This is a genomic window from Pseudomonas sp. 67(2021) (genome assembly GCF_017491835.1).
GTDB lineage: Bacteria > Pseudomonadota > Gammaproteobacteria > Pseudomonadales > Pseudomonadaceae > Aquipseudomonas > Aquipseudomonas atacamensis.
Genome location: NZ_JAFGYL010000014.1, coordinates 83,411 through 108,797 on the forward strand (window position 1 = coordinate 83,411; position 25,387 = coordinate 108,797).

Genomic DNA, 25,387 nt, shown 5'->3' on the forward strand with positions numbered 1-25,387 from the left:
CATTCATGGAGAGCCTGCAATGCACAGCCCACTGCGCCCCGAGCAACGCCGGTTGCCGCTGCACGTGCACATCAGCGTCATGTTCACCTTTCTTTTATTGCTTACGGGCGTGGTGCTGGGCCTGTTCAATTACCACCAGACCACGCAGATCATCCTGTCGAGCAGCGAAAAGCTGTTTGACCGCATCGAGCAGGATGTACGCCTCGATCTGCAGGCAACCTATCAACCGATCCGCAACCTGCTGAGCCTGCTGGCGGACACCCCGGCGGCCCACGCGAGCGATCTGCAACAACGCCTGCCGTTGCTCAAACCCTTCAGCCAGTCGCTCACCGATAACCCGGCGCTGGCGTCGTTGTATCTGGGTTACGCCAATGGTGATTTCTTCATGGTGCGCGCGCTGCGCACGGCGGAACTCAAGGCACAGCTTCAGGCGCCGGAAGCGGCGGCCTATCAGGTCTGGAGCATCGAGCACGAGCCGCAAGGCACTGTACGCTCGCAATCACTGTTCTTTGATCAGGCGCTGACGCCGCTCAGCCGCCGCGATCATCCGGACGAGCCGTACGATCCGCGCAGCCGCACCTGGTTCAGCGACGCCCTGCAACAGGCCGGGCAAATCACCACCGAGCCCTATGTATTTTTCTCGACCCACAATGTCGGCACCACGCTGGCACGGCGCAGCGGCGAGAACGCGGTGATCGGCGCCGACCTGACCCTCGCTTCGCTGTCGACCGCCCTGGGCAAGCACCGTGTCACGCCTTCGACAGAGATCGCACTGTACGACACCGATGGCAACGCCGTGGCCTATCACGACAGCCATCGCCTGATCGTCGATGACCGCACTGCGCGTCTGGCCAGAGCGGCCGATCTCAGCCCTGAGCTGAACGCGCTGCTCAGCTCCGACACTATCGGCAAGCGTCTGCAAGTAAACGACCGGCAATGGATCGTCGCGCGCACCAGCATTGAGGAAGGCGGGCCGAAAGGTCTGCAACTGGCGCTGCTGGTGCCGGAAGACGAATTGCTGGTTGATGCGTTCCGGATGCGCTGGCAAGGCGCGCTGATCACCCTGGCCATCCTGTTGCTGTGCCTGCCATTGGGCTGGGTGATTTCGCGGATTCTGGTCAAGCCGCTGCATGCGCTGGTCAAGGAAGCCGACGCGATCCGCAGCTTCGACTTCAGTTCTCCGCTGGCGCGCCGCTCGCCCGTACTGGAAGTCGATCAATTGAGCCTGTCGATGGCGCGGATGAAAGAAACCCTCGGCAGTTTCTTCCGCATCACCGACAGCCTTTGCGCCGAAACCCGTTTTGCCCCGCTACTCGAACGCGTGCTGTTCGAAACCGTGCAGATCGCTCAGGCGCAGGCCGGTCTGATCTACCTGCGCGAGGCCGACGGCGCGCGCATGGAACCTTATGGACTGGTCATCGATGGCGTGCCGCAGAAGCTGGAGGCGTTCGACATTGAGGGACGCGAGCTGCATAAGAACACCGGCCCGGCGTGGTTCGAGCAACTGGCCAGCGCCAACAATACCGTCAGCCATCTGGGCTTCGATCAGGCCGGCGACTTGCAGAAAATCCTCTTGGCCATGGAATCACCGCGCATTCACTTGATCGGTATCCGCCTGCACAACCAGCACGACGAAACCATCGGCCTGCTGATTCTGCTGGTCAATGACAGCGGTGCGCCGGGCGATCTGGAAAAGCTGCGCCCCGATCGTATCGCCTTCTTGCAGGCGGTGTCCGGCGCGGCGGCGGTGAGCATCGAAAGTCAGCGTCTGCAAGCGCGGCAAAAACAACTGCTCGATGCCTTCATCCAACTGCTCGCCAGCGCGATCGATGCCAAGAGCCCCTACACCGGCGGCCATTGCCAGCGGGTGCCGGAATTGACGCTGATGCTCGCCCAGGCTGCTGCGGCAAGCCAGGACCCGGCGTTCAGCGCTTACCAACCGAGCGAGGATGAATGGGAGGCGTTGCACATCGCAGCGTGGCTGCACGATTGCGGCAAGGTCACGACGCCGGAATACGTAGTCGACAAGGCCACCAAACTCGAAACCATCAACGACCGCATCCACGAAATCCGCACCCGCTTCGAAGTGCTCAAGCGTGACGTGTGGATCAACTACTGGCAGACGCTGGCAAGCGGTGCAGACGAAGCGGCGCTGGCCCGCGCCCGTGATAGTGAGTTGCTGATGCTCGACGACGACTTCGCCTTTGTCGCCCGCTGCAATCTCGGTGGCGAGGCCATGGCCGAGGCCGATCTGCTGCGCCTTGAGCAAGTCGCGCAACGCAGATGGCTGCGCACACTTGATGATCGCCTCGGTGTGTCCTGGGAAGAAAACCGCCGCCAGGCAAAAACATCGGCGCCGACACTGCCCGTCAGTGAAAGACTGCTTGCCGACAAACCCGAGCATCTGATCGAACGCGACAAGAACGAGCTGATCCCCGAGGACAACCCCTGGGGCTTCAAACTCGATGTACCCGCGTACAAGTACAACCGCGGCGAGTTGCACAACCTGAAGATCGCCCGTGGCACGCTGACCCGCGAAGAGCGCTACATCATCAACCATCACATGGTGCAGACGATCATGATGCTCAGCCACCTGCCCTTCCCCGGTCACTTGGACAGCATTGCCGAGATCGCCGGCGGCCATCATGAAAAAATGGACGGCACCGGGTATCCGAAACGGCTGAAGCGCGAGGAAATGAGCCTGCCGGCGAGGATGATGGCGATTGCCGATATTTTCGAAGCGCTGACTGCCGCCGATCGCCCTTACAAGAAAGCCAAGTCGTTGAGCGAGGCGCTGGGGATCATGGCGACCATGTGCCGTGAAGCGCACATCGATGCGCCGTTGTTCGGCCTGTTCATCAATGAGGGTGTGTACATGCAGTACGCGACGCGGTTTCTCGATCCCGCGCAAATCGACAGCGTGGATACGGCCAGCCTGCTGCACAAGGCTGGCCTCAGCGGTTGATCAGCAGTCGGTCAGGCGCAGGAAAATCGCCGCCAGTTGCTCGATGCCGGCCTGATCTTCGGCGCCGAAACGCGCCAGCTTCGGGCTGTCGAGGTCGAGCACACCGATCAGGCGTCCGTCCTTGACCAAGGGCACTACCAGTTCGCTGTTGGACGCGCTGTCGCAGGCGATGTGGCCCGGGAAGGCATGTACATCCTCGACGCGCTGGGTTTGCAGGCTGGCAGCAGCAGCGCCGCACACACCGCGCCCGAACGGGATGCGCACGCAAGCGATCTGGCCCTGAAACGGGCCGAGCACCAGCTCTTCGTTGCGATTGAGGTAGAAACCGGCCCAGTTCAGATCATCGAGCTGGTTGAACAGGAACGCGGAAAACTGCGCGGCATTGGCGATGAAGTCGCGTTCGTCCGCCAGTAGCGATTCCAGTTGCGCGGCCAACATACCGTAGCCTTCGAGGCCCTGGCCGCTTTGTTGCAAATCAATCATGCCTTGTGCTCCAGCAATTTCAGTCCCACCCAGTAGCGGGCGAATTGATACGCGCAACGTCCGTTGCGATTACCGCGGCCGGTGGCCCAGCGCACGGCGAGGATGTCCAGTGCTTCGTCGCGCTGCCAGCTCAGGTTGGCCTTGGCGGCCAACTGGCCGATCCAGTGCTCGACGACGTTGAGAAAATGTTCCTGGGTAAACGGGTAGAACGACAGCCACAGACCGAAACGATCAGACAGGGCGATCTTGTCTTCCACCGCTTCGCTCGGGTGCAACTCGCCGTCGACGCGCTTCCAGTTTTCGTTGTCGCTTTCCTTTTCCGGCACCAGGTGGCGGCGGTTGGAAGTGGCGTACAGCAAGACGTTGTCGGGTGCCTGCTCGAGCGAACCGTCGAGCACGCTTTTCAGCACGCGGTAGTCGCCTTCGCCGGATTCGAACGACAGGTCATCGCAGAACAGCACGAAACGTTGCGGCAATTTGGCGACTTGCTCGACCACCCGTGGCAGGTCAGCCAAGTGATCGCGTTCGATCTCGATCAGACGCAGGCCGGCAGCGGCGTGCTCAGCCAGCAACGCACGCACCAGCGAAGACTTGCCGGTACCGCGCGAGCCCCAGAGCAAGGCGTGGTTGGCCGGCATGCCATCAAGAAATTGTTGTGTGTTGCGCCCCAACTGCTCCAACTGCCGGTCGACGCCGATCAGGTCGGACAGACGCATGTCGAGGCTGACTTCCAGCGGCAACAGGTAGCCGCTGCGACCGTCACGCTGCCAGCGCGCTGCCAGGCATGTGTTCCAGTCAATAACGGGGCGCGGTGCCGGCAACAGTGGTTCGATTCGCGCCAGAACCGACTCGGCGCGTTCAAGAAAAGCATTCAATCGGGAATCCACGTCTTCTCCTCGGGCACTTTCACAGTGATGATGACGATCCAGCGACGACACACAGATAAAATCGCCTCAGCAAGCCTTGTTACAAGGCGATTCGGGAACCTCGGTATCCCTGCATGATCGACTATGCTTGAGCAGCGAAGGGAAACGGAAGTGGTTCAACAACCCATGGATATCAAATTCACCCACCGGCTGTCTTACAAGCAAGCCAGGCTTACCGTGCTGGTCGGGTTCATTCTGGGCACCCTGCTCAGTCTGCTGCAGATCGGCATCGATTATGCCAGCGAAGACGCTTCCATCAACCGGGAAATCCTCGCACTGCTGGAAATCAGCCACAATCCGGCCTCGCGCATCGCCTACAACATCGATGCCGAACTGGCGCAGGAGCTCACTCTCGGCCTGCTGCGCTCGCCGGCGATCATCGCCGCGCAATTGATCGACAACAACGAGACCGTCCTGGCCAACGTCAAACGCCCGGAACTGCAGAGCAGCTATCGGCTGATCAGCGACTTCCTGTTCGGCGCCAAGCGTCATTTCGAAGATCGCCTGTACCTCGACCATTTGCCCAACGAATCCCTCGGCGTCCTCAAACTGGAAGTCGACACTTACGCCTTTGGCAGCCGCTTCTTGCGCCGCGCGGAAGTCACCCTGCTCAACGGTTTCGCCCGCAGTCTGCTGCTGACCGGCATCCTCCTGGCGTTGTTCTACGTGATGCTGACCAAGCCGTTGGTGCGGGTCATCCGTGAACTCAGCGGCCGCGACCCGCGCAGCGCCGAGCCGACCACGCTTGAGTGCCCGGCCGGCCACGGCAACGATGAAATCGGCGTGCTGGTCAAAGTCGCCAATCAGCAGTTCGAAAACATCGCCACCGAAATCCAGCAGCGGCGAACCGCAGAAAACCGCCTGACCGAATACCTCGCGCAACTGGAAGACATCGTTTCGGCGCGCACCGCCGAGCTCAAGGCAATCAACGCCCGCCTCAGTCAATCCAACGAAGAGCTCGAAGTGGCCCGCCGCACAGCGCTGGACATGGCCGAAGCGCGTTCGGCGTTTCTGGCCAATATGAGCCATGAAATCCGCACACCGCTCAACGGTTTGCTGGGGATGATCGCACTGTCACTGGACGGCCCGCTCAACGCCGAGCAGCAGCAACAACTGTCGATCGCCCACGACTCGGGCAAGGTGCTGGTGGAACTGCTCAACGATATTCTCGACCTGTCGAAATTCGACGCCGGGCAACTGGAGCTGGAAAACATCCCGTTCGACCTCGGCTCGCTGATCGAGGACACCGCCAACCTGCTCTCGCAGAACGCCGCGCCGAGCGTCGAGCTGACCTGCCTGATCGAGCCGCACTTCCCGGCGCTGGTGCTGGGCGACCCGACCCGGGTGCGGCAGATCGTCAGCAACCTGCTGTCCAACGCGCTGAAATTCACCCGTTTCGGTCGGGTCGATGTGCGCCTGTCGGCACACAAGGGTGGCGTGCGCATCGAAGTCTGCGACACCGGCATCGGCATCGCCCAGGAAGCGCAGGTGAAAATCTTCCAGCCGTTCACCCAGGCCGGAGCTGGTATCACCCGTCAGTACGGCGGCACCGGGCTGGGGCTGGCGCTGACGTACAACCTGTGCGAGGCGATGCAGGGTCGACTGACCATCAGTTCCGAAAGCGGCTTCGGCAGCCAGTTCTGTGCCGAGCTGCCACTGCCCTGCCACACTCGCGCCCTCCCTCCGCAGCCGTTACGCGGCAAGGTTCTCGCCATCACCGCTGCCAGCAGTGGCCTGGCGGAATTGCTGAAAAGCCTGTTGCCGGTGTGGGGCCTGGAATACACGCAGCGCACTATTGATGATTCGCTGCTGGGCCTGAATCCGGATGTGCTGATCACCGATTGTCCGGAATGCCTGTTCGGTCTGCGCCCGAGCATCACCGCGCCGATTCTGCTGGTGACTGCTTACGGCAGTTTTCTGCCCAGCGAAGAAGCCGCCGCCCTCGCCCCCTTGCAGCAGCAAGCCCGGCCGCTGGCGCGCAACGCGCTGTACCAGCATCTGCGACGGATTCTGCAACCGGAGGTCGCCGCCCTCACCGAAGCGCAAGCGGACGCCTCGCCGTCCGCGCGCCGGGGCAAGGTGCTGCTGGTCGAGGACAACCCGGTCAATCAACTGGTGGCAAAAGGCATGCTCGGCAAGCTTGGCTGCGATGTGGTGGTGGCGGGGCATGGCGCCGAGGCGCTGGATCAGCTGGAGTTTGCCGACTTCGATCTGGTGCTGATGGATTGCAATATGCCGGTGATGGATGGCTATGAAGCCAGTCGGCAGATTCGCCAGAGCGGGCGCTGGCCGAATCTGCCGATTGTCGCGCTGACCGCCAATGCCATGTCCGAGGAACGCGAACGCTGCCGCGCGGCGGGCATGAGCGACTATCTGGCCAAACCGTTTCGCCGCGAAGAACTCGCCGCGCTGCTCGATCAGTGGATGCCGACTATGCCAGCGCTTTGATTTGCCCGAGCAAATGATCGAGGCCGGCGCGCAAATCATTGAGCCGGTCCAGATCAACGCCACTGTCGCAGAGCAGGCGCGCTTTCAGCGGACCGACCCGCTCGCGCAATGCGGCTCCGGCAGGCGTCAGGCTCAGATGCATCTCACGTTCGTCGCGCGCCGAGCGCCTGCGCTGGACCAGATCGATCTGCTCCAGACGCTTGAGCAATGGCGTCAATGTCCCCGAGTCCAGCGCCAGACGCTCGCCCAAGGCCTTGACCGTCGGTTGCTCCGGCGCAGCATCCTGCCATTCCCACAGCACCAGCATCGCCAGGTACTGCGGGTAGGTCAGGCCCAACTGATCGAGCATCGGCTTGTAGGCACGAATCACCGCCCGCGAGGCCGCGTACAGCTTGAAGCACAACTGGCTGTCGAGCTTCAGCGAATCACTCGGCTGACTCATTTCAGCAAAGCTTCGATCTCGCCGCTCAGGTCCTGCGGCTTGGTCGTCGGGGCGAAACGCTTGACCAACTGGCCATCCTTGCCGATCAGGAACTTGGTGAAATTCCACTTGATGCCCTGCGAGCCGAGCAGGCCCGGGGCGCGCTTCTTCAACTGCACGAACAGCGGGTGAGCATCGGCGCCGTTGACGTCGATCTTCTTGAACAGCGGGAAGCTGACGCCGAAATTCAGTTCGCAGAATTCGCTGATGGCGCCCTCATTGCCCGGCTCCTGCTTGCCAAACTGGTTGCACGGGAAACCCAGTACCACCAGCCCTTGATCCTTGTAGGTTTGCCAGAGTTCTTCGAGGCCCTTGTATTGCGGAGTGAAGCCACACTTGCTCGCGGTATTGACCACCAGCACCGCTTTACCGGCGAAATCGGCCAAGGTCTTTTGCTCACCCTTGATGGTGGTGCACGGAATATTCAGCAGGTTGTCGCTCATGGGTCGGCTCCGCAATGGTCAGGAAGGCGCAAACATAACGAGCAATTGAATTGTGTGCAATCTAATTGCTCGATAAAAAGGCGACGCAATGTCGCCTGCTTTGGTTATTCGCGCGGCTCGAGATTCAGGCACACCGAGTTGATGCAATAACGCAGGCCGGTGGGTGGCGGGCCATCCGGGAATACGTGCCCCAGATGCGCATCGCAGCGCGCGCATTTCACTTCGGTGCGAATCATGCCGTGGCTCGTGTCGCGGATCTCAGCCATCGCGCTATCGCCGATCGGCGCGTAAAAGCTCGGCCAGCCGCAGCCGGAGTCGAATTTGGTCTTCGAATCGAACAAAGGCTCGTTGCAGCAGACACAGTGGTAGACACCGTCGGTTTTGGTGTCGTTGTATTTGCCCGAGAACGGACGCTCGGTGGCACTCAGACGGCAGACGTTGTACTGCTCGGGGTCGAGCATGGCACGCCATTCTTCCAGGGTTTTCTGCAACTTTTCCATCATCACACCTCAGCGGCTGAAAAAGCCCGATCTGTACCTTTTCCACGGATCGGGCGGCACGTATGATTGCGCCTCGTCACGCGCCAGTCTGGCAGCCAGACCGGGCGCATTCAAACGGATTCTGAGCGCTAAAGCGCCAGACCTCCGCCTGTGCGAAGACGCAGCAATCCCAGTACGGTTGTCCATTTGCCGCCTGGATCGTTCATTTTCGGGATCACATCGCCATGCAGTTCAGCAAATCGAACAAGCTCGCCAACGTCTGCTACGACATTCGCGGCCCGGTGCTCAAGCACGCCAAACGACTGGAAGAGGAAGGCCAGCGCATCCTCAAGCTGAACATCGGCAACCCGGCGCCGTTTGGTTTCGAAGCGCCGGACGAAATCCTCCAGGACGTGATCCGCAACCTGCCGACCGCGCAGGGCTACAGCGATTCCAAAGGCCTGTTCAGCGCGCGCAAGGCGGTGATGCAGTACTACCAGCAGAAGCAGGTTGAAGGTGTCGGCATCGAAGACATCTACCTGGGCAACGGTGTGTCCGAGCTGATCGTGATGTCGCTGCAGGCGCTGCTCAACAACGGCGACGAAGTGCTGGTGCCAGCCCCGGACTATCCGCTGTGGACCGCTGCCGTCAGCCTCGCTGGCGGTAACGCTGTGCATTATCTGTGCGACGAAGGCGCCGACTGGTTCCCGGATCTGGCCGACATCAAGGCCAAGATCACCCCGAACACCAAGGCCATGGTGATCATCAACCCGAACAACCCGACCGGTGCGGTGTACTCGAAGGAAGTGTTGCTGGGCATGCTGGAAATCGCCCGGGCGCACAATCTGGTGGTGTTCTCCGATGAGATCTACGACAAGATTCTTTATGACGACGCCGTGCACATCTGCACCGCTTCGCTGGCCCCGGACCTGCTCTGCCTGACCTTCAACGGCCTGTCGAAATCCTACCGCGTGGCCGGTTTCCGCTCCGGCTGGATTGCCATTTCCGGGCCGAAACACAACGCGCAGAGCTACATCGAAGGCATCGACATGCTGGCCAACATGCGCCTGTGCGCCAACGTGCCGAGCCAGCACGCGATCCAGACCGCGCTGGGCGGCTACCAGAGCATCAACGATCTGGTGCTGCCACAGGGTCGCCTGCTGGAGCAGCGCAATCGCACCTGGGAGTTGCTTAACGATATTCCCGGCGTCAGCTGCGTGAAGCCGATGGGCGCGCTGTACGCGTTCCCGAAAATCGACCCGAAGGTCTGCCCGATCCACAACGACGAGAAATTCGTGCTTGATCTGCTGCTTTCCGAGAAGCTGCTGGTGGTGCAGGGCACGGCATTCAATTGGCCGTGGCCGGATCACTTCCGCGTGGTCACCCTGCCCCGCGTCGATGATCTGGAAATGGCCATCGGCCGCATCGGCAACTTCCTCAAGTCCTACCGCCAGTAATGGGCCAGCAGTGCGCAACGGATTGGCTGTTGCGCACTGTCTGATTCAGCAACACATCTTTGTTCCGCGCCTTTGCAGCCCTTCTACACTTGCGATGCGAGCCGTACAGACGTATCTGACCTAATGGCGGCGGGGCGAAAGGCTGTGTCATCCGTGTCGGAATCGAGGGTGGGAATTTTCTTTTTGCTCAGGAAACCGCTGTAGGACACAGTTTGAAATAGTCACTCGGTTGAATAGCCCGGTGCCGCACCTTATATACCCCGCAGTACGCTACATCTTTAGCTTGAGGAGAGTTCTACAACCATGATGCGCATCCTGCTGTTTTTGGCCACTAACCTGGCGGTCGTGCTGATAGCCAGCATCACCCTGAGCCTGTTCGGCTTCAACGGGTTCATGGCGGCCAACGGGGTCGACCTCGACCTCAGTCAGCTGCTGGTCTTCTGTGCGGTCTTTGGTTTCGCCGGCTCGCTGTTCTCGCTGTTCATCTCCAAGTGGATGGCGAAGATGAGCACCGGCACGCAAATCATCAGCCAGCCACGCACCCGTCATGAGCAATGGCTGCTGCAAACGGTCGAGCAATTGTCCCGCGAAGCCGGGATCAAGATGCCTGAAGTCGGGATTTTCCCGGCCTACGAAGCGAATGCTTTCGCTACCGGCTGGAACAAGAACGACGCGCTGGTCGCGGTCAGCCAGGGCCTGCTCGAGCGATTCTCGCCCGATGAAGTGAAAGCCGTACTGGCCCACGAAATCGGTCACGTCGCCAACGGCGACATGGTCACGCTGGCGCTGATCCAGGGCGTGGTGAACACCTTTGTGATGTTCTTCGCGCGGATCATCGGCAACTTCGTCGACAAGGTCATCTTCAAGAACGAAGAAGGCCAGGGCATCGCTTACTACGTGGCGACCATCTTCGCCGAACTGGTGCTGGGCATCCTCGCCAGCGCAATCGTCATGTGGTTCTCGCGCAAGCGCGAATTTCGTGCCGACGAAGCCGGCGCCCGCCTGGCCGGTACCAGCGCGATGATTGGCGCTCTGCAACGCCTGCGTGCCGAACAGGGCCTGCCGGTGCACATGCCCGACACCCTGAACGCCTTCGGCATCAACGGTGGCATCAAACAGGGCTTCGCCCGCATGTTCATGAGCCACCCGCCGCTGGAAGAGCGTATTGACGCACTGCGTCGTCGCGGTTGATTCCTTCGCTGTAAGAAGAAGGCCTGCAGAGATGCAGGCCTTTTTTATGCCTTGAGAAAATTGGTTGTTTTATCTGGCCCATCGCTGGCAAGCCAGCTCCCACAGGTTCAGCGCTAATCACAAATGTTGTGTGCAACCCGGACCTTGTGGGAGCTGGCTTGCCAGCGATGGGGACCGAACGGCTAAGACAAAACTATCTGGATGAAACCCGATAAACCCGCTCCACCAACCACTCAACCCCGCCCTGCAGAAACTTGGGGCTCTCAGCCAGAATATCCCGCTCTTCCAGTTTCTCCAGCTGCCAACCCTGGCCCAGCAGCCGCTGCGCCTCATCATCATTCACCGCAAACGGCGGTCCCGGGATCTGCGACTGATCGTAATCCAGGGTAATCACCAGCCCTTTCATCTCCGGCGCCAGCAACTGTTGCAAATGCCCCGCGTAGCGCTGGCGCATCGCGTCCGGCAAGGCAATCAGCGCGGCGCGGTCGTACAGCGCGGTGCAACCGGCAACATCCTCTGCCGTCAGCGCGAAAAAATCACCGCACCACAATTCGAACGCAACAGTGCGATAAACCTTGAATGCGCCCTGCTCGCTGATCTGCGGCTGCAACTGATGTTCGCTGAAAAACTCCTCGACAGCCTTTTCCGCTAGCTCCACTCCAAGCACCTGATGCCCCTGCCCGGCAAGCCAGAGCAGATCCAGACTCTTCCCGCACAGCGGCACCAGCACACGCGCCGACGGTGCAATCGCCAGCTCCGGCCAATAGCGCTGCAAATACGGGTTGGCCTCGGACTGATGAAAGCCGATCTGGTTCGAATCCCATTTCTTGTACCAAAACTCAGGCTGCATGGATCACTCCCGAAAAACCGATGAAAAACCGCAGGAACTTATATTGGATTCAGATCGATGATCTGACTGAAGATGGCTCATCTTAGCGCTCAGGAGCCCGTCCATGTTGCCCAGCCTGTTTATCTCCCACGGTTCACCGATGCTGGCGCTGGAGCCCGGTGCCAGCGGCCCGGCACTGGCGCGACTGGCCGCCGAACTGCCGCGTCCCAAAGCCATCGTCATCGTTTCTGCACACTGGGAAAGCCACGAGTTGCTCGTCAGCAGCCACCCGCGCCCGCAAACCTGGCACGACTTCGGCGGTTTCCCCCGCGCGCTGTTTGAAGTTCAGTACCCGGCCCCGGGCAATCCGCAGCTGGCCGCCGAAGTGGCTGAACTGCTGAACGCCCATGAATTGCCGGCTCGGCTCGATCCGCAACGACCGTTCGATCATGGTGTCTGGGTGCCGCTGTCGTTGATGTATCCGCAGGCCGATATTCCGGTGGTGCAAGTCTCGCTGCCGAGTCGTGGCGGGCCGGCGTTGCAGACGCGAGTTGGCCGTGCGCTGGCGAGCCTGCGCGAACACGGCATTCTGTTGATCGGCTCCGGCAGCATCACCCACAACCTCCGCGAGCTGGACTGGCATGCCGGCCCGGAAAGCATTGAACCGTGGGCGCGGGATTTTCGTGACTGGATGATCGACAAGCTGGCGGCCGACGATGAAACGGCGCTGCATGATTATCGCCAGCAGGCGCCGAATGCGGTGCGCAGTCACCCGAGTGATGAGCACTTGTTGCCGTTGTATTTTGCTCGCGGTGCTGGCGGGAATTTCAGCATTGCTCATCAAGGCTTCACGATGGGCGCGCTGGGCATGGATATCTATCGTTTCGGTTAACAGCAAAAGATCGCAGCCTTCGGCAGCTCCTACAGTGGATCACATTCCAAAATGTAGGAGCTGCCGAAGGCTGTGATCTTTTGATCTTGAGAGCAGGCAAAAAAAATCCCCGAACCAGTCGGGGATTTTTTATGTTCGATCAATCAGCCCGAGGGCGGATCAATCTTCGCGGTAGCGACGCAGCTTGAGCTGCTTACCGGCCACGCGAGTGTCCTTCAGTTTGGTCAGGAGTTTTTCCAGACCTTCTTCCGGCAGCTCGACGAGGCTGAAGCTGTCACGCACCTGGATGCGACCGATCGCTTCACGGGCCAGACCGCCTTCGTTGAGGATGGCGCCCAGCAGGTTTTTCGCAGCGATACCGTCACGCGCACCCAACGCGGTACGGCAACGAGCACGGCCTTCGCCCAAAGGCATTGGCGCGCGACGCTCGCGGTCACCACGATCAGGACGATCACCGGAACGCTCAGGACGGTCGCCACGCGGTGCGTTGTTCGGCACCAGTGGACGTTCCTTCTCGATCGCGGCCAGGTTCAGCGCTTGACCGTTGGTAGCCTTGCGCAGCAGCGCAGCGGCCAGTGCACGCGGGGTGCAACCGATGTCGGCAGTCAGGCGATCAAGCAGTTCACCGTGAGTCGATTCGGCATCAGCAACCAGCGGCGACAGGCTGTTGGTCAGTTTCTTGATGCGTGCATCGAGAACGGCTTGAGCGTCTGGCAGGCGTACTTCGGCAACTTTCTGACCGGTTACGCGCTCGATCACTTGCAGCATGCGGCGCTCACGTGGAGTCACCAGCAGCAGTGCACGACCTTCGCGACCGGCACGGCCGGTACGGCCGATACGGTGCACGTAGGATTCCGGGTCGTACGGCATGTCAACGTTGAACACGTGAGTGATGCGCGGAACGTCCAGACCACGGGCAGCAACGTCGGTCGCGACAACGATGTCCAGGCGGCCATCCTTGAGCGAGTCGATCACGCGCTCACGCTGGTTCTGGGCAATGTCACCGTTCAACGCAGCGGCTTTGTAGCCTTTGGCGTCGAGGGCGCTGGCCAGGTCCAGGGTCGCTTGCTTGGTGCGCACGAACATGATCAGCGCGTCGAAGTCTTCGACTTCCAGCAGGCTGAGTACGGCCGAGGTTTTCTGGTCAGCGTGAACCAACAGGTGAGCCTGTTCGATCGCGGTAACGGTCTGGGTCTTGGTCTGGATCTTGACGTGTTGCGGATCGCGCAGATGGCGTTCGGCAATGGCGCGGATCGACTGCGGCAGGGTCGCCGAGAACAGCACGGTCTGGCGGGTCGATGGCAGAGCCTTGAAGATGACTTCCAGGTCATCCATGAAGCCCAGCTTCAACATTTCGTCAGCTTCGTCGAGAACCAGATGGTTCACGGTCGACAGGACTTTCTCGTCGCGACGCAGGTGGTCGCACAGACGACCCGGAGTAGCGACAACAATCTGTGCGCCATTACGGATTGCCTTGAGTTGCGGGCCCATCGGCGCGCCGCCGTAGACAGCCACGACGGTAACGCCTGGCATTTGCTTGGCGTAGGTTTCAAAAGCGGTTGCTACTTGCAGCGCCAACTCTCGGGTTGGCGCCAGGATCAGGGCTTGCGGTTCGCGCTTGGCAGGATCGATGCGGTGCAGGATAGGCAGTGCGAACGCGGCGGTTTTACCGGTACCGGTTTGCGCCTGGCCAATCATGTCCTGGCCGGCCATGATGATCGGGATCGATTGCTGCTGAATCGCCGAAGGCTCTTCGTAGCCAGTCGCTGCGACGGCTGCAAGAATATTCGGGTTGAGATTAAAAGCGGCGAATCCGCCGGTTTCCTGGGTCATGGGTCTGCCTCTAAGTGCATCCGCAAAGACCCATGCTCCAAAGCTGCGCATGCCGTGTTGAGACTCAAGAGTCGCCCTGGCAGCTTTGTCGGCGGGGATTTGCGAAAACGAATGAATGAAGATGAATCGTCAAGGAAGAGCCCGCAATGCGGACGTGCAGCCGAAGCTGACTTCGGGAAATGCGCTACCTAAACGCGGCCCGGTTAAAGGCCGGCGCGCACTATACCGGATTTCGCCCGAAAAGGGAGCTTTTTTTGTGGCCTTTATCCGTGTGTCACCGCCGTGTAACGGGGTTTTGCGGATAATCGCGCAACGGTCTATTTTGCAAAGGCCCGGCCCTGCGGGCGATGACGCTTAAACGGTTCACCGACCTGCGGCAAAGCGCCGCGCACCCGCCCTTCCCGCTTGAGGATTTAGCCATGAATCAGCCCTGCGCCGGCCGCGTCAGCCGAGAACGTCGTGGTCATGTGCACTTGATCGGCCTCGATCGGGCGGCCAAGCGCAACGCTTTCGATATCGACCTGCTCAACGATCTGAGCCTGGCCTACGGCGAATTCGAAGCCGACCGCGAAGCGCGGGTCGCCGTGGTGTTCGGCCATGGCGAACACTTCACCGCCGGGCTCGATCTGGTCAATGCCAGCGCGGCGCTGGCCGAAGGTTGGCAGGTTCCGAGCGGCGGCTGCGATCCCTGGGGCGTTTTCGTCGGCCCACGGGTGAGCAAACCGGTCATCGTCGCCGCGCAGGGTTACTGCCTGACCATCGGCATCGAGCTGATGCTGGCGGCGGACATCAACCTGTGCGCGAGCAATACCCGCTTCGCGCAGATGGAAGTGCAGCGTGGGATCTTTCCGTTTGGCGGCGCGACTTTGCGTTTCCAGCAGATTGCCGGCTGGGGCAACGCGATGCGCTGGTTGCTCACCGGCGATGAGTTCGATGCCCACGATGCGTTGCATCTGGGCTTGGTCCAGGAAGTGATGGCCAGCGAAGATTTGCTGCCCCGCGCGATCGAGCTGGCCGAACGGATTGCCCGGCAGGCACCGCTGGGCGTGCAGGCGACCTTGATGTCAGCGCGACAGGCGCGTTATGAGGGTGAGACAGCGGCGGCGCAGGCATTACCGGCGCTGGTGAAGAAGTTGCTCGCCACTGAGGATGCCCGGGAGGGGGTGCGGTCGTTGGTGGAGCGGAGGCCAGGGATTTTCAAAGGCATCTGATGAGTGCCCCCCCTGTAGGAGCTGCCGAAGGCTGCGATCTTTTGATTTTGATCTTCAAAAAATCAAGATCAAAAGATCGCAGCCTTCGGCAGCTCCTACAGTTGACCGATTCGCCACTCAGGTTGCGGGGCGAATACTGTTGATCAACGACTGCAACGAATAACCCAGCTGCGGCGCCAGCGCTTCGGCTCGTTGGGTCAGCGCCTGCATGTCCAGCGCCTGATCGAGATCCGCCGGAACGATCAGAATCACGTTGCCCTCCTTCACCGGCAACTCCCAGTAGTGCCGGTGATAGAGCCCGCGCAACAACGCTGCGCCCAGCGGCTTGCCATCGTCGGTGGCCCACTGGTTGATCACCAGCCAGCCGCCCGGATTCAGGCGCTTCTGACAATCGCCGAGAAAACTCCAGGCCAGATGCCCGACACCGGGACCGACATCGGTATAGAGGTCGACGAAAATCAGATCCGCCGGCTCGGCAGTCGGCAGCAATTCCAGCGCATCGCCGACGCGGATGTACAAACGCGGATCATCATCCAGACCGAGATATTCGATGGCCAGACGCGGCACGTCCGGGCGCAGTTCGATGGCTTCGACGTCTTCCAGCGGCAGAAACTTCAGGCAAGCCTGGGTCAGCGTGCCGGCGCCCAAACCGAGAAACAGCGCACTCTCCGGCTGCTCGTGGCATAGCGCGCCGATCAGCATCGCGCGGGTGTAGTCGTACTCCAGCCAGCTCGGGTCGGCGGTGAACACGCAGCTCTGCTCGATCGCATCGCCGAACTCGAGAAAGCGGTAATCGGCCACTTCCAGCACGCGAATCACGCCGAACTCATCCTGTACTTCGGCGAGCAGATGCTCGACGCGCTCCTCAGTCATTTCGTCTCCTGATGGTCACCGGGCGCGGTGACGCGATGGCACCGCTGTGGCGCCGTGGCAAAGCGGCGATTGTCGGCGATGGGGCGGGAGCAGGTCACGCACTAATTGCTGCTAACATGGCGCTTCCCTGCGTATGAACTTCGAGACCGTGATGAGCCAACCGTGGAGCCCTGACAGCTGGCGCGCCCTGCCGATCCAGCAACAACCGCAATACCCCGACGCCTCGCACCTGCGCCAGGTCGAGCAGACCCTGGCCAGCTATCCGCCGCTGGTGTTCGCCGGCGAAGCGCGCGAGCTGCGCCGCCAGTTCGCCGAAGTCACCCAGGGTCGCGCGTTTCTGTTGCAGGGCGGCGATTGCGCGGAAAGTTTCGCCGAATTCTCCGCCGCGAAGATCCGCGACACCTTCAAAGTGTTGCTGCAAATGGCAATCGTCATGACCTTCGCCGCTGGCTGCCCGGTGGTCAAGGTCGGGCGCATGGCCGGCCAGTTCGCCAAACCGCGTTCGGCCAACGACGAAACCATCGGCGGCGTAACCCTGCCGGCCTACCGTGGCGACATCGTCAACGGCATCGGCTTCGACGAAAAAAGCCGCGTGCCGGATCCGGAGCGTTTGCTGCAGTCCTATCATCAGTCCACAGCGACCTTGAACCTGTTGCGCGCTTTCGCCCAGGGCGGTTTTGCCGACCTGCATCAAGTGCACAAGTGGAACCTGGATTTCATCGCCAACTCGGCGCTGGCCGAGAAGTACAGCCACCTCGCCGACCGCATCGATGAAACCCTCGCGTTCATGCGCGCCTGCGGCATGGACAGCTCGCCGCAACTGCGCGAAACCAGTTTCTTCACTGCCCACGAAGCGCTGCTGCTGAACTACGAAGAAGCCTTCGTACGCCGCGACAGCCTGACCAACGATTACTACGATTGCTCGGCGCACATGCTGTGGATCGGCGACCGCACCCGCCAGCTCGACGGCGCGCACGTTGAATTCCTGCGCGGGGTGAACAACCCGATCGGGGTCAAAGTCGGCCCGAGCATGAACCCTGATGACCTGATCCGCCTGATCGACGTGCTCAACCCGGACAACGATCCGGGCCGCTTGAACCTGATCGCGCGGATGGGTGCGAACAAGGTCGGCGATCATCTGCCGGCACTGATCCGCGCGGTCCAGCGCGAAGGCAAGCAGGTGCTGTGGAGCTCCGATCCGATGCACGGCAACACCATCAAGGCCAGCAGCGGCTACAAGACCCGTGACTTCGCGCAGATCCTCGGCGAGGTGAAGCAGTTCTTCCAGGTGCACGAAGCGGAAGGCAGCTATGCCGGCGGCATCCATATCGAGATGACCGGACAGAATGTCACCGAGTGCATCGGCGGCGCGCGACCGATTACCGAGGATGGCTTGTCCGACCGTTATCACACCCACTGCGATCCACGGATGAATGCCGACCAGTCGCTGGAATTGGCGTTTTTGATTGCCGAGACTCTGAAGCAAGTCCGCCGTTAGACAGCGTCGCCCCCGTTCGCGAGCAGGCTCGCTCCCACATTTGCAATGCGTTTCCCTGTGGGAGCGAGCCTGCTCGCGAAAGCGCCGGCTCAGGCAACCTCAATCCGCGCCAATGCCACCCGCAACCGCCCCGCACTCTCGCGCTGACAATTCAACTGCACCCGCGCCAACCCCAACCACTGCGCCATCCGCCGCAAATTCAGCGCCAGCGCCAGCATGCCCTCCTCGTCCAGCCCCGGCTCTTCCTCGTGCACCGCATGCACCGCCAACTGCCCCGCTGCCCGTTCGGCGCGCAGATCAACCCGCGCGGCGATCCGCTCGTTGTGCAAAAACGGCAGCACGTAATAGCCGTAAACCCGCTTGGGCTGCGGTGTATAGATTTCCAAACGATAGCGGAAATCGAACAAACGCTCGGTACGGCTGCGTTCCCATATCAGCGAATCGAACGGCGACAGCAGCGCACTGGCAATGACCTTGCGCGGCACTTTGGGCTCCGGCAGGCAATAGGCGATCTGCCGCCAATCGGCGACTTCACACATCTGCAATTGACCAGCTTCAACCAACTCAGCCAGACGCGGGCGCGCATCCGCAGGGCTTAGGCGAAAGTAATCACGCAGGTCTTTTTCCGTACCAACGCCCAATGCTTGCGCCGCATGCAACAGCAAACCGCGTTGCGCCTCGGCCTCGTCCGGCGTGGGCTGTTGCAGGATCGCAGCAGGAATCACCCGCTCGGGCAAATCGTACAAGCGCTCGAAACCGCGTCGCCCCGCCACTGTGACCTCACCGGCGGCGAACAACCATTCCAGCGCATGTTTCTCGGCACTCCAGTCCCACCATGGCCCGGCCTTGTCTTCGCGGGTCGACAGACTGCCGGCACCCAGCGCGCCCCGCTCCTCAACCGCAGTCAGCACACGACGGATGGTTTCCTGCTGTTCGCGACCAAACCTCGCCAATTGCTGATAGATGTCTTCGCCACGCTTGGCCCGTTGCATACGCCAGCCCAGCAACGGGTACATCGACAGCGGCAACAGCGACGCTTCATGGCCCCAGTATTCGAACAGCGTGCGCCGCCGCCCCGAACTCCAGGCAGCCTGGTCGAGCAAGTCAGAGGGGTAGGAACCGAGACGGGAAAACAGCGGCAGGTAGTGCGAGCGCACCACGGCGTTGACGGAATCGATTTGCAGCAGGCCCAGCCGTTCGATCAGCCGGTTGAGATGACTGGCATTGACGTTCGGCGGCTGGCGCCCGTTGAACCCTTGGGCAGCCAGCGCCAGACGTCGCGCCTGTTTGAGGGAAAAGGACACTGTCGCGGGCATTTATTCCTCCATGTCTGCTCGCAACCTACCTCACCTGAAAGGGGTTTGTGTAGCGATAGCCTCATCATTTATGCATCGGGTCGTCCCAGAACGGCCGCACGGTTTCATGCTCGACATCGGCGCGGCTGATGCCGATGTCCTTCAGCGCCTCATCGCTCAGACCGGCGAGCATTTCCCGTTCGCGATGCAGCTCATACCAACGGCTGAATTTGTGCAGCAGATCGGACACGATATGGCCGTGGCCGGACAGCTGTTCTTCGCTTGCATACTCTCTTTGACCTTTCATCGTCTTGCCTCCTTTTGTGGATGGCTCAAGTCTCGCGCTGGCGCTAAGATCAATCCAACGAATGTTTCTGATGGCATGCATCACGGAGATTCATCAATTGTCCGCCTACCCCAGTATCGATACCGATGTCCTGCGCACCTTTGTCGCGATTGCCGATCAGGGCGGTTTCACCCGTGCCGGCGAGATGGTCAACCGCACCCAGTCGGCGGTGAGCATGCAGATGAAACGCCTGGAAGAAGACGTGTTGCAGCGCCAGCTGTTCGAGCGCGATGGCCGTCAGGTGCGCCTGACGGCTGAAGGCCAGGTGCTGCTCGGTTACGCGCGGCGCATCCTCAAACTGCACAGTGAGGTGTTCAACACCCTGCGCGAGCCGCACATGGTCGGCACCGTGCGCATAGGTACGCCGGATGATTATGTGATGCGTTTTCTGCCGGGGATCCTGTCGCGGTTCGCGCAGTTCTATCCGCTGATCCAGATTGAAGTGCATTGCGAATCGACCAAACAACTGTTGCAGCGCACTGATCTGGACTTGTCGATCGTCACCCGTGAGCCGGGCAACGAGATCGGCCAGTTGCTGCGCAAGGAGCGCTTTGTCTGGGCCGAAGCGCAGAACTTCAGCGCTCACGAACAGACGCCGCTGCCCCTGGCGATGTTCAACAGTGATTGTTTCTGCCGCCTGTGGGCGTGCAATGCGCTGGACGCGATGGGCCGCGATTACCGCATCGCCTACAACAGCAGCAGCCTGTCGGCGCTGATGGCCGTGGTCAGTGCGGGGCTGGCAATCACCGCGCAGCTGGAAAGCCTGATCACCCCGGACATGCGCATCCTTGGCGCCGCCGAAGACCTGCCGCTGTTGCCCGAGGCGAGCATCATGCTGATCCGCAATCTGAACAACCCGTCGCCGATCACCGAGTGCCTGGCCGAGCACATCGTCGAGGGCTTCAAACTTTAAACGCGAGCATCACCGCACACAGCACGAGGAAGCCGCAGAACAGCCCGCGCAGGAGTTTTTCCGGCATGGCGTGGGCAACTTTCACCCCCCAACTGATGCTGAGCAGACCACCGACCGCCAGAGGCAGGCCGATCATCCAGTCGACTTCGTGGTGCACCGCGTAGGTCACCAGGGTTACGCCAGTGCTCGGCAGGGCCAGCGCCAGCGACAATCCCTGAGCGACCACTTGGCTGGTGCCGAACAGGCTGGTCAACACTGGCGTGGCCACCACCGCGCCGCCGACGCCGAACAAACCGCCCATGGTCCCCGAGGCGGCGCCGAGCACGCCCAGCCACGGCCACGAATAGCGCATCTCGGCAGTCGGCGCTGGGCGCGGACCGAACATTTTCAACAGGTTGTAAGCCGACAGCGCCACCAGAAAGGCAACAAATCCGATACGCATGGTCTGCGCATCGATGCCCACCGCCCAGATCGAACCGAGCCAGGCGAAGCAGAAACCCATCACCACCAACGGCAGCGCATGGCGCAATTCGATGCGATTACGCTGGTGATAACGCCACAGCGCCAGCATCACATTCGGTACCACCATCACCAGTGCCGTGCCTTGGGCGATCTGCTGATCAAGCCCAAACCACACGCCAAGCAACGGAATCGCAATCAAGCCACCGCCAATGCCAAAGATCCCGCCCAATGTGCCCAAGGCGGCGCCGAACAGCAGGTACAACAGAAAATCCATCACAACGGTAATCCTCTAACGACAGGCGGCCAATGCTACGCACTCGCGCCTAGCGGGGAAACGCATAGCAACGCACAATGGCTGTGCCGATTTTGCACAAGCGTGATTTCCATGAATCCCAACCAATTGACCGATCAGCTCGGCCTGTTTCTCGATGTGCTGGAGAGTGGCAGCTTTTCTGCCGCTTCGCGCCGCCATCCGCTGACGCCTTCCGCTGTAGCCCGGCGCATCGACAGCCTGGAAAGTGCCGTCGGCAGTCAGCTGTTCGTGCGCAGCACCCATGCCGTGCTGCCGACTTCGGCCGGCCTGGCCTTTGCCGAGCGGGCGCGACGGATCATCGCCGAGTTGCAGCTGGCGCGTGCCGAAGCGGTGTCATTGAGCAGCGCACCGGAAGGCCTGATCCGCATCGATGCGCCAGCAGCCTTCGGGCGGCGGCATCTGGCGCCGGTGATTGCCGATTTTCTCCTGCTGTATCCGGGACTGGATGTGCAGATGCACCTGATCGACAGCTTCAGCGACATGGCCGGCAGCAGCCTGGGCAAGGTCGATCTGGTGCTGCGTACCGGCCAATTGGCTGACTCGCGCCTGGTCGCCACGCCATTGGCGAGCATGGTCCGCGTCGCCTGCGCCAGCCCTGACTATCTCAAGCAGCGTGGCGTGCCCGAGCACCCGGCGCAGTTGAGTAAACACGACGGGCTCGACTGGGAGGGCCTTGCGCCGCCCTTTGCCTGGAAATTCGAAGTGGACGGGCAAATGCAACTGCACCGACCATCACGGGTGCGCCTGAGCGCCAACAATGCGGAAGCCCTGGCGTGTGGCGCGGCGGCGGGTCTGGGCGTCGCACACCTGCCGACCTGGCTGGCCAGCGAATACTTGCTGCGTGGCGAACTGGTGCCACTGTTCTGCGAAAACGGCCTGCCGCCGCCGGAGTCCACCGGTATTTACGCGCTGCGCATGGAACAGCAGGTCCATTCGCGCAGTCGGTTGTTGCTGGAATACCTGAAAACCCGCTTCAGCCCGGTGCCGCCGTGGGATCTGGCGTTGCAACGGCAATTCGCCCGGCACTGACGCCGGACATATTTATCTGGCGCCTTAAAGATTCGAGCGCTAGATTAAAAAACGATCAACGATCAAGGCTTTGACAATGACTTGCGAACGCGACAACTGCGACGACCTTCTGCTCGACAATCAGGCGTGCTTCGCCCTGCACTCGACCTCGCTGATGATGACCAAGGTCTACAAGCCGCTGTTGCAGGCGCTGGGCCTGACCTATCCGCAATATCTGGCGATGATGGTGTTGTGGGAGAAGGACGGCTTGACTGTCGGAGAAATCAGCGCACGCCTGCTGACCGATCCGGGATCGCTGACGCCATTGCTCAAGCGTCTGGAAGCCGAAGGCCTGCTCAGCCGCACCCGCAGTCGTGAAGATGAGCGGGTGGTGATTGTCGAACTGACCGCAGCGGGCCGCGCCTTGCGTGACAAGGCGCAGACCGTGCCGCAGTGCATCCTTGGCGCCAGTGGCTTCACCCTTGAACGTCTGCAGAAATTGCAGGCAGAGCTGCAAGCTCTGCGCGGACATCTGCAAGACAGCCTGAATTAAGCCCCACTACATTCCCCTGTGGGAGCGAGCCTGCTCGCGAAAGCGTCCGATCAGACAGCGAGTCGTTGAATGTTCCACCGCCTTCGCGAGCAGGCTCGCTCCCACAGTGATTTCAGCGCCAACAAAAATATTTTTCCCGCCTGCATTCCCTCGTCAAGCGCTCTAAATCAAGCCTTACCCGCCCCTTCCACGCTATGCCCTTCAGCAAAGCGCGATTTTTGTTAAAAATTTATCTTGCGCGCAAAACATTAGCGCTATACATTCTCTTCACACCTACTTAGCGCGCAAACAATTAGCGCGCATAACCACAACCAATGAGGCTCACACCATGCAAACTCTCTACACCGCAATCGCAACTTCCACTGGCGGCCGTGACGGTCGTGCGATCTCCAGCGACAACGTACTCGACGTCAAACTGGCCACCCCGAAAGAACTCGGCGGTGCTGGCGGTGCGGCGACCAACCCTGAGCAACTGTTCGCTGCCGGTTACTCGGCCTGCTTCATCGGCGCACTGAAATTCGTCGCCAGCCAGACCAAGCGCAAGATTCCTGACGACGCTTCGATTACCGCCCATGTCGGCATCGGCCAGATCCCTGGCGGTTTCGGTCTGGACATCGATTTGCAAATCAGCCTGCCGGGCCTGGAACAAGCCGATGCGCAGTCGCTGGTCGACGCCGCTCACCAGGTCTGCCCGTACTCCAACGCCACCCGTGGCAACGTCGATGTGCGCCTGCACGTGACTGTGTAATCACTCAAGCCCCCGGCCCGAACAAGGAAAATGAACATGAACACCTTCAGCAAAGTCTTGACCGGTACCCTTCTCGCCCTGTCGGTACACAGCGCTTTCGCCGGTGATGTCGAACACAACACCCAGGCATTCCTCGATGCGCTGAATTCAGGCAGCGGCAAGCCGATCGAGCAGCTGTCGCCCAAGGATGCCCGCGCCGTGCTGGTCGGCGCGCAGTCCGGGGTCAAGTTGACGTTGCCCAAAGCCGATGTCAGCGAGAAAACCATCCAGGTCGATGGTCAACCGCTGAGCCTGACCATCGTCCGGCCGGCCGGGGTCAAGGGTGAGCTGCCGGTGTTCATGTTCTTCCACGGCGGCGGCTGGGTGCTGGGGGACTTCCCGACTCACGAACGTCTGGTGCGCGATCTCGTGGTCGGTTCGGGTGCGGCGGCGGTGTTCGTCAATTACACCCCTTCGCCGGAAGCGCATTACCCGGTGGCGATCAACCAGGCCTACGCTGCGACCAAATGGGTGGCGGAACACGGCAAAGAGATCAACGTCGATGGCAAGCGCCTGGCCGTGGCCGGCAACAGCGTCGGCGGCAACATGGCCGCAGTGGTTGCGCTGATGGCCAAGGACAAGGGCACCCCGGCGATCAAATTCCAGGTACTGCTGTGGCCGGTGACCGATGCCAACTTCGACACCGGTTCGTACAACCAGTACGCCGAAGGGCACTTCCTCACCCGCAACATGATGAAGTGGTTCTGGGACAACTACACCACCGACGCCAAACAGCGCAACGAGATCTACGCTTCACCGCTGCGCGCCACCACCGCACAGCTCAAAGGCCTGCCGCCAGCCCTGGTGCAGACGGCCAGCGCCGACGTGCTGCGTGATGAAGGTGAAGCCTATGCGCGCAAACTCGACGAGGCCGGGGTTCCGGTAACGTCGGTGCGCTACAACGGCATGATCCACGATTACGGTTTGCTCAACGTGGTCAGCCAAGTGCCTGCGGTGCGTTCGGCGATGTTGCAGGCGTCTGAAGAACTGAAGCAACACTTGAAGTAACCACCGTCCCACAGGGTTCCGAGCGTTTCTAACAGGCACAAAAAAACCCGACTCAATGGTCGGGTTTTTTCTTTCCGCAAAAAGCAGTGCTTATTTCGCACGGCCTTTGTAGGAACCGCCTTCGCGGGTATCGATCTCGATCATGTCGCCGATTTCGATGAAGTCGGCAACCGACAGCTCGGTACCGTTCTTCAGTTTGGCAGGCTTCATCACCTTGCCGGAAGTGTCACCGCGAGCGGAGCCTTCCGTGTAGTCAACCTGACGCACGATGGTGGTCGGCAGTTCTACGGAAACCAGACGCTCTTCGAAGAACACGGCTTCGCAAACGTCGGTCATGCCTTCTTCAACGAAAGGCAGAACGCTTTCGATGTCTTCGGCGTTCAGCTCGTACATGGTGTAGTCAGTGGTGTCCATGAACGTGTAAGTGTCACCGCTGATGAACGACAGGGTGGCTTCTTTACGATCCAGGATCACGTCGTCCAGTTTGTCGTCCGCACCGTAAACGGTTTCGGTCTTGTAACCGGTCAGCAGGTTCTTCAGCTTGGTCTTCATGATCGCGCTGTTACGGCCCGACTTGGTGAATTCAGCTTTCTGAACCAGCCAAGGATCGTTGTCGATACGGATCACGGTACCGGGTTTGAGTTCTTTACCAGTTTTCATTGCGAATATCCGAATTTGGATGGGATTTACAAA

General features: G+C 60.8%; 24 protein-coding genes. 12 read left to right on the forward strand and 12 right to left on the reverse strand.

Translation table 11 applies throughout. The features are described 5' to 3' along the window. Positions 1-19 precede the first annotated feature (19 nt). Positions 20-2,965, forward strand: coding sequence for an HD domain-containing phosphohydrolase (locus J5M66_RS17775; RefSeq protein ID WP_207807741.1), 2,946 nt, complete (start codon positions 20-22; stop codon positions 2,963-2,965). Here J5M66_RS17775 and J5M66_RS17780 read toward each other — a convergent pair whose 3' ends face one another. Together J5M66_RS17780 and J5M66_RS17785 are read right to left on the reverse strand one after the other, a co-directional pair. Beyond that, the gene (locus J5M66_RS17780; RefSeq protein WP_016770850.1) at positions 2,966-3,448 is read right to left on the reverse strand and encodes a GAF domain-containing protein; all 483 of its coding nucleotides are present in this window, start codon (positions 3,446-3,448) and stop codon (positions 2,966-2,968) included. It lies immediately after the preceding gene. Then, entirely contained in the window at positions 3,445-4,335 is an 891-nt protein-coding gene (locus tag J5M66_RS17785; RefSeq protein ID WP_122880976.1) for an ATP-binding protein, read from the reverse strand. The genes J5M66_RS17780 and J5M66_RS17785 overlap by 4 nt, the downstream gene beginning before the upstream one ends. A gap of 165 nt (positions 4,336-4,500) precedes the next feature. Between J5M66_RS17785 and J5M66_RS17790 the strand changes: the two genes are divergently transcribed. Next, the gene (locus J5M66_RS17790; protein WP_207807742.1) at positions 4,501-6,822 is read left to right on the forward strand and encodes a response regulator; all 2,322 of its coding nucleotides are present in this window, start codon (positions 4,501-4,503) and stop codon (positions 6,820-6,822) included. Here J5M66_RS17790 and J5M66_RS17795 read toward each other — a convergent pair. From J5M66_RS17795 to msrB, 3 genes are all read right to left on the reverse strand, one after another. Further along, the gene (locus J5M66_RS17795) at positions 6,806-7,264 is read right to left on the reverse strand and encodes a MarR family transcriptional regulator (RefSeq protein WP_125917343.1); all 459 of its coding nucleotides are present in this window, start codon (positions 7,262-7,264) and stop codon (positions 6,806-6,808) included. The genes J5M66_RS17790 and J5M66_RS17795 overlap by 17 nt on opposite strands. Then, positions 7,261-7,746 carry a glutathione peroxidase gene (locus tag J5M66_RS17800; RefSeq protein ID WP_016770854.1) on the reverse strand — a complete coding sequence of 162 codons (486 nt, stop codon included), beginning with the start codon at positions 7,744-7,746 and terminating at the stop codon, positions 7,261-7,263. The genes J5M66_RS17795 and J5M66_RS17800 overlap by 4 nt, the downstream gene beginning before the upstream one ends. Positions 7,747-7,850: 104 nt before the next feature. After that, positions 7,851-8,246 (reverse strand): peptide-methionine (R)-S-oxide reductase MsrB, encoded by a 396-nt coding sequence (gene msrB / locus J5M66_RS17805; protein ID WP_016770855.1) that lies wholly within the window; start codon positions 8,244-8,246, stop codon positions 7,851-7,853. A 224-nt stretch (positions 8,247-8,470) separates the two neighbouring features. Here msrB and J5M66_RS17810 point away from each other — a divergent pair, with 224 nt between their 5' ends. Together J5M66_RS17810 and htpX are read left to right on the forward strand one after the other, a co-directional pair. Next, positions 8,471-9,682: a pyridoxal phosphate-dependent aminotransferase gene (locus J5M66_RS17810; RefSeq protein WP_016770856.1), complete on the forward strand. Its 1,212-nt coding sequence runs from the start codon at positions 8,471-8,473 to the stop codon at positions 9,680-9,682. Between the two features lie 303 nt (positions 9,683-9,985). Next, positions 9,986-10,873 (forward strand): protease HtpX, encoded by an 888-nt coding sequence (gene htpX, locus J5M66_RS17815; RefSeq protein ID WP_007908619.1) that lies wholly within the window; start codon positions 9,986-9,988, stop codon positions 10,871-10,873. Positions 10,874-11,066: 193 nt separating this feature from the next. On the opposite strand, the gene J5M66_RS17820 is transcribed toward htpX, so the two are convergent. Then, positions 11,067-11,723, reverse strand: a complete 657-nt coding sequence (locus J5M66_RS17820; protein WP_207807743.1) for a thiopurine S-methyltransferase — start codon at positions 11,721-11,723, stop codon at positions 11,067-11,069. Positions 11,724-11,826: 103 nt separating this feature from the next. Here J5M66_RS17820 and J5M66_RS17825 point away from each other — a divergent pair, with 103 nt between their 5' ends. Next, complete coding sequence (locus J5M66_RS17825) at positions 11,827-12,594, forward strand: class III extradiol ring-cleavage dioxygenase (RefSeq protein ID WP_122700130.1); 768 nt, start codon at positions 11,827-11,829, stop codon at positions 12,592-12,594. A gap of 159 nt (positions 12,595-12,753) precedes the next feature. On the opposite strand, the gene J5M66_RS17830 is transcribed toward J5M66_RS17825, so the two are convergent. Continuing rightward, complete coding sequence (locus J5M66_RS17830) at positions 12,754-14,427, reverse strand: DEAD/DEAH box helicase (RefSeq protein WP_016770859.1); 1,674 nt, start codon at positions 14,425-14,427, stop codon at positions 12,754-12,756. Between the two features lie 419 nt (positions 14,428-14,846). Here J5M66_RS17830 and J5M66_RS17835 point away from each other — a divergent pair, with 419 nt between their 5' ends. Further along, positions 14,847-15,638, forward strand: coding sequence for a crotonase/enoyl-CoA hydratase family protein (locus J5M66_RS17835; RefSeq protein WP_073472434.1), 792 nt, complete (start codon positions 14,847-14,849; stop codon positions 15,636-15,638). 117 nt (positions 15,639-15,755) lie between these two features. Here the strand turns inward: J5M66_RS17835 and J5M66_RS17840 are convergent, their stop codons facing one another. After that, the gene (locus tag J5M66_RS17840; protein ID WP_039759897.1) at positions 15,756-16,511 is read right to left on the reverse strand and encodes a spermidine synthase; all 756 of its coding nucleotides are present in this window, start codon (positions 16,509-16,511) and stop codon (positions 15,756-15,758) included. A 151-nt stretch (positions 16,512-16,662) separates the two neighbouring features. Here J5M66_RS17840 and J5M66_RS17845 point away from each other — a divergent pair, with 151 nt between their 5' ends. Then, the gene (locus J5M66_RS17845; protein ID WP_207807812.1) at positions 16,663-18,009 is read left to right on the forward strand and encodes a 3-deoxy-7-phosphoheptulonate synthase class II; all 1,347 of its coding nucleotides are present in this window, start codon (positions 16,663-16,665) and stop codon (positions 18,007-18,009) included. A gap of 89 nt (positions 18,010-18,098) precedes the next feature. Here J5M66_RS17845 and J5M66_RS17850 read toward each other — a convergent pair whose 3' ends face one another. Together J5M66_RS17850 and J5M66_RS17855 are read right to left on the reverse strand one after the other, a co-directional pair. Beyond that, on the reverse strand, positions 18,099-19,325 hold the full coding sequence (locus J5M66_RS17850) for a winged helix-turn-helix domain-containing protein (RefSeq protein WP_207807744.1): 1,227 nt from the start codon (positions 19,323-19,325) through the stop codon (positions 18,099-18,101). Between the two features lie 64 nt (positions 19,326-19,389). Next, the gene (locus tag J5M66_RS17855; protein WP_024013770.1) at positions 19,390-19,611 is read right to left on the reverse strand and encodes a DUF1127 domain-containing protein; all 222 of its coding nucleotides are present in this window, start codon (positions 19,609-19,611) and stop codon (positions 19,390-19,392) included. A 97-nt stretch (positions 19,612-19,708) separates the two neighbouring features. Between J5M66_RS17855 and J5M66_RS17860 the strand changes: the two genes are divergently transcribed. Continuing rightward, the gene (locus J5M66_RS17860; protein ID WP_174823892.1) at positions 19,709-20,563 is read left to right on the forward strand and encodes a LysR substrate-binding domain-containing protein; all 855 of its coding nucleotides are present in this window, start codon (positions 19,709-19,711) and stop codon (positions 20,561-20,563) included. Here the strand turns inward: J5M66_RS17860 and J5M66_RS17865 are convergent. Next, positions 20,553-21,302 carry a sulfite exporter TauE/SafE family protein gene (locus tag J5M66_RS17865; protein ID WP_207807745.1) on the reverse strand — a complete coding sequence of 250 codons (750 nt, stop codon included), beginning with the start codon at positions 21,300-21,302 and terminating at the stop codon, positions 20,553-20,555. The two genes, J5M66_RS17860 and J5M66_RS17865, sit on opposite strands and share 11 nt — an antisense overlap. Positions 21,303-21,410: 108 nt before the next feature. Here J5M66_RS17865 and J5M66_RS17870 point away from each other — a divergent pair, with 108 nt between their 5' ends. The 4 genes from J5M66_RS17870 to J5M66_RS17885 all read left to right on the forward strand — a co-directional run bounded on the left by J5M66_RS17870 (position 21,411) and on the right by J5M66_RS17885 (position 24,694). After that, on the forward strand, positions 21,411-22,367 hold the full coding sequence (locus J5M66_RS17870; protein ID WP_122611512.1) for a LysR family transcriptional regulator: 957 nt from the start codon (positions 21,411-21,413) through the stop codon (positions 22,365-22,367). A gap of 76 nt (positions 22,368-22,443) precedes the next feature. Next, positions 22,444-22,899, forward strand: a complete 456-nt coding sequence (locus tag J5M66_RS17875) for a MarR family transcriptional regulator (protein WP_073472431.1) — start codon at positions 22,444-22,446, stop codon at positions 22,897-22,899. Positions 22,900-23,227: 328 nt separating this feature from the next. Beyond that, positions 23,228-23,647 carry an organic hydroperoxide resistance protein gene (locus J5M66_RS17880; RefSeq protein ID WP_207807746.1) on the forward strand — a complete coding sequence of 140 codons (420 nt, stop codon included), beginning with the start codon at positions 23,228-23,230 and terminating at the stop codon, positions 23,645-23,647. Positions 23,648-23,683: 36 nt separating this feature from the next. After that, positions 23,684-24,694: an alpha/beta hydrolase gene (locus J5M66_RS17885; RefSeq protein WP_024013773.1), complete on the forward strand. Its 1,011-nt coding sequence runs from the start codon at positions 23,684-23,686 to the stop codon at positions 24,692-24,694. Positions 24,695-24,784: 90 nt separating this feature from the next. Here J5M66_RS17885 and J5M66_RS17890 read toward each other — a convergent pair whose 3' ends face one another. Next, positions 24,785-25,354, reverse strand: coding sequence for an elongation factor P (locus tag J5M66_RS17890; protein ID WP_003226785.1), 570 nt, complete (start codon positions 25,352-25,354; stop codon positions 24,785-24,787). Positions 25,355-25,387: the final 33 nt, after the last annotated feature.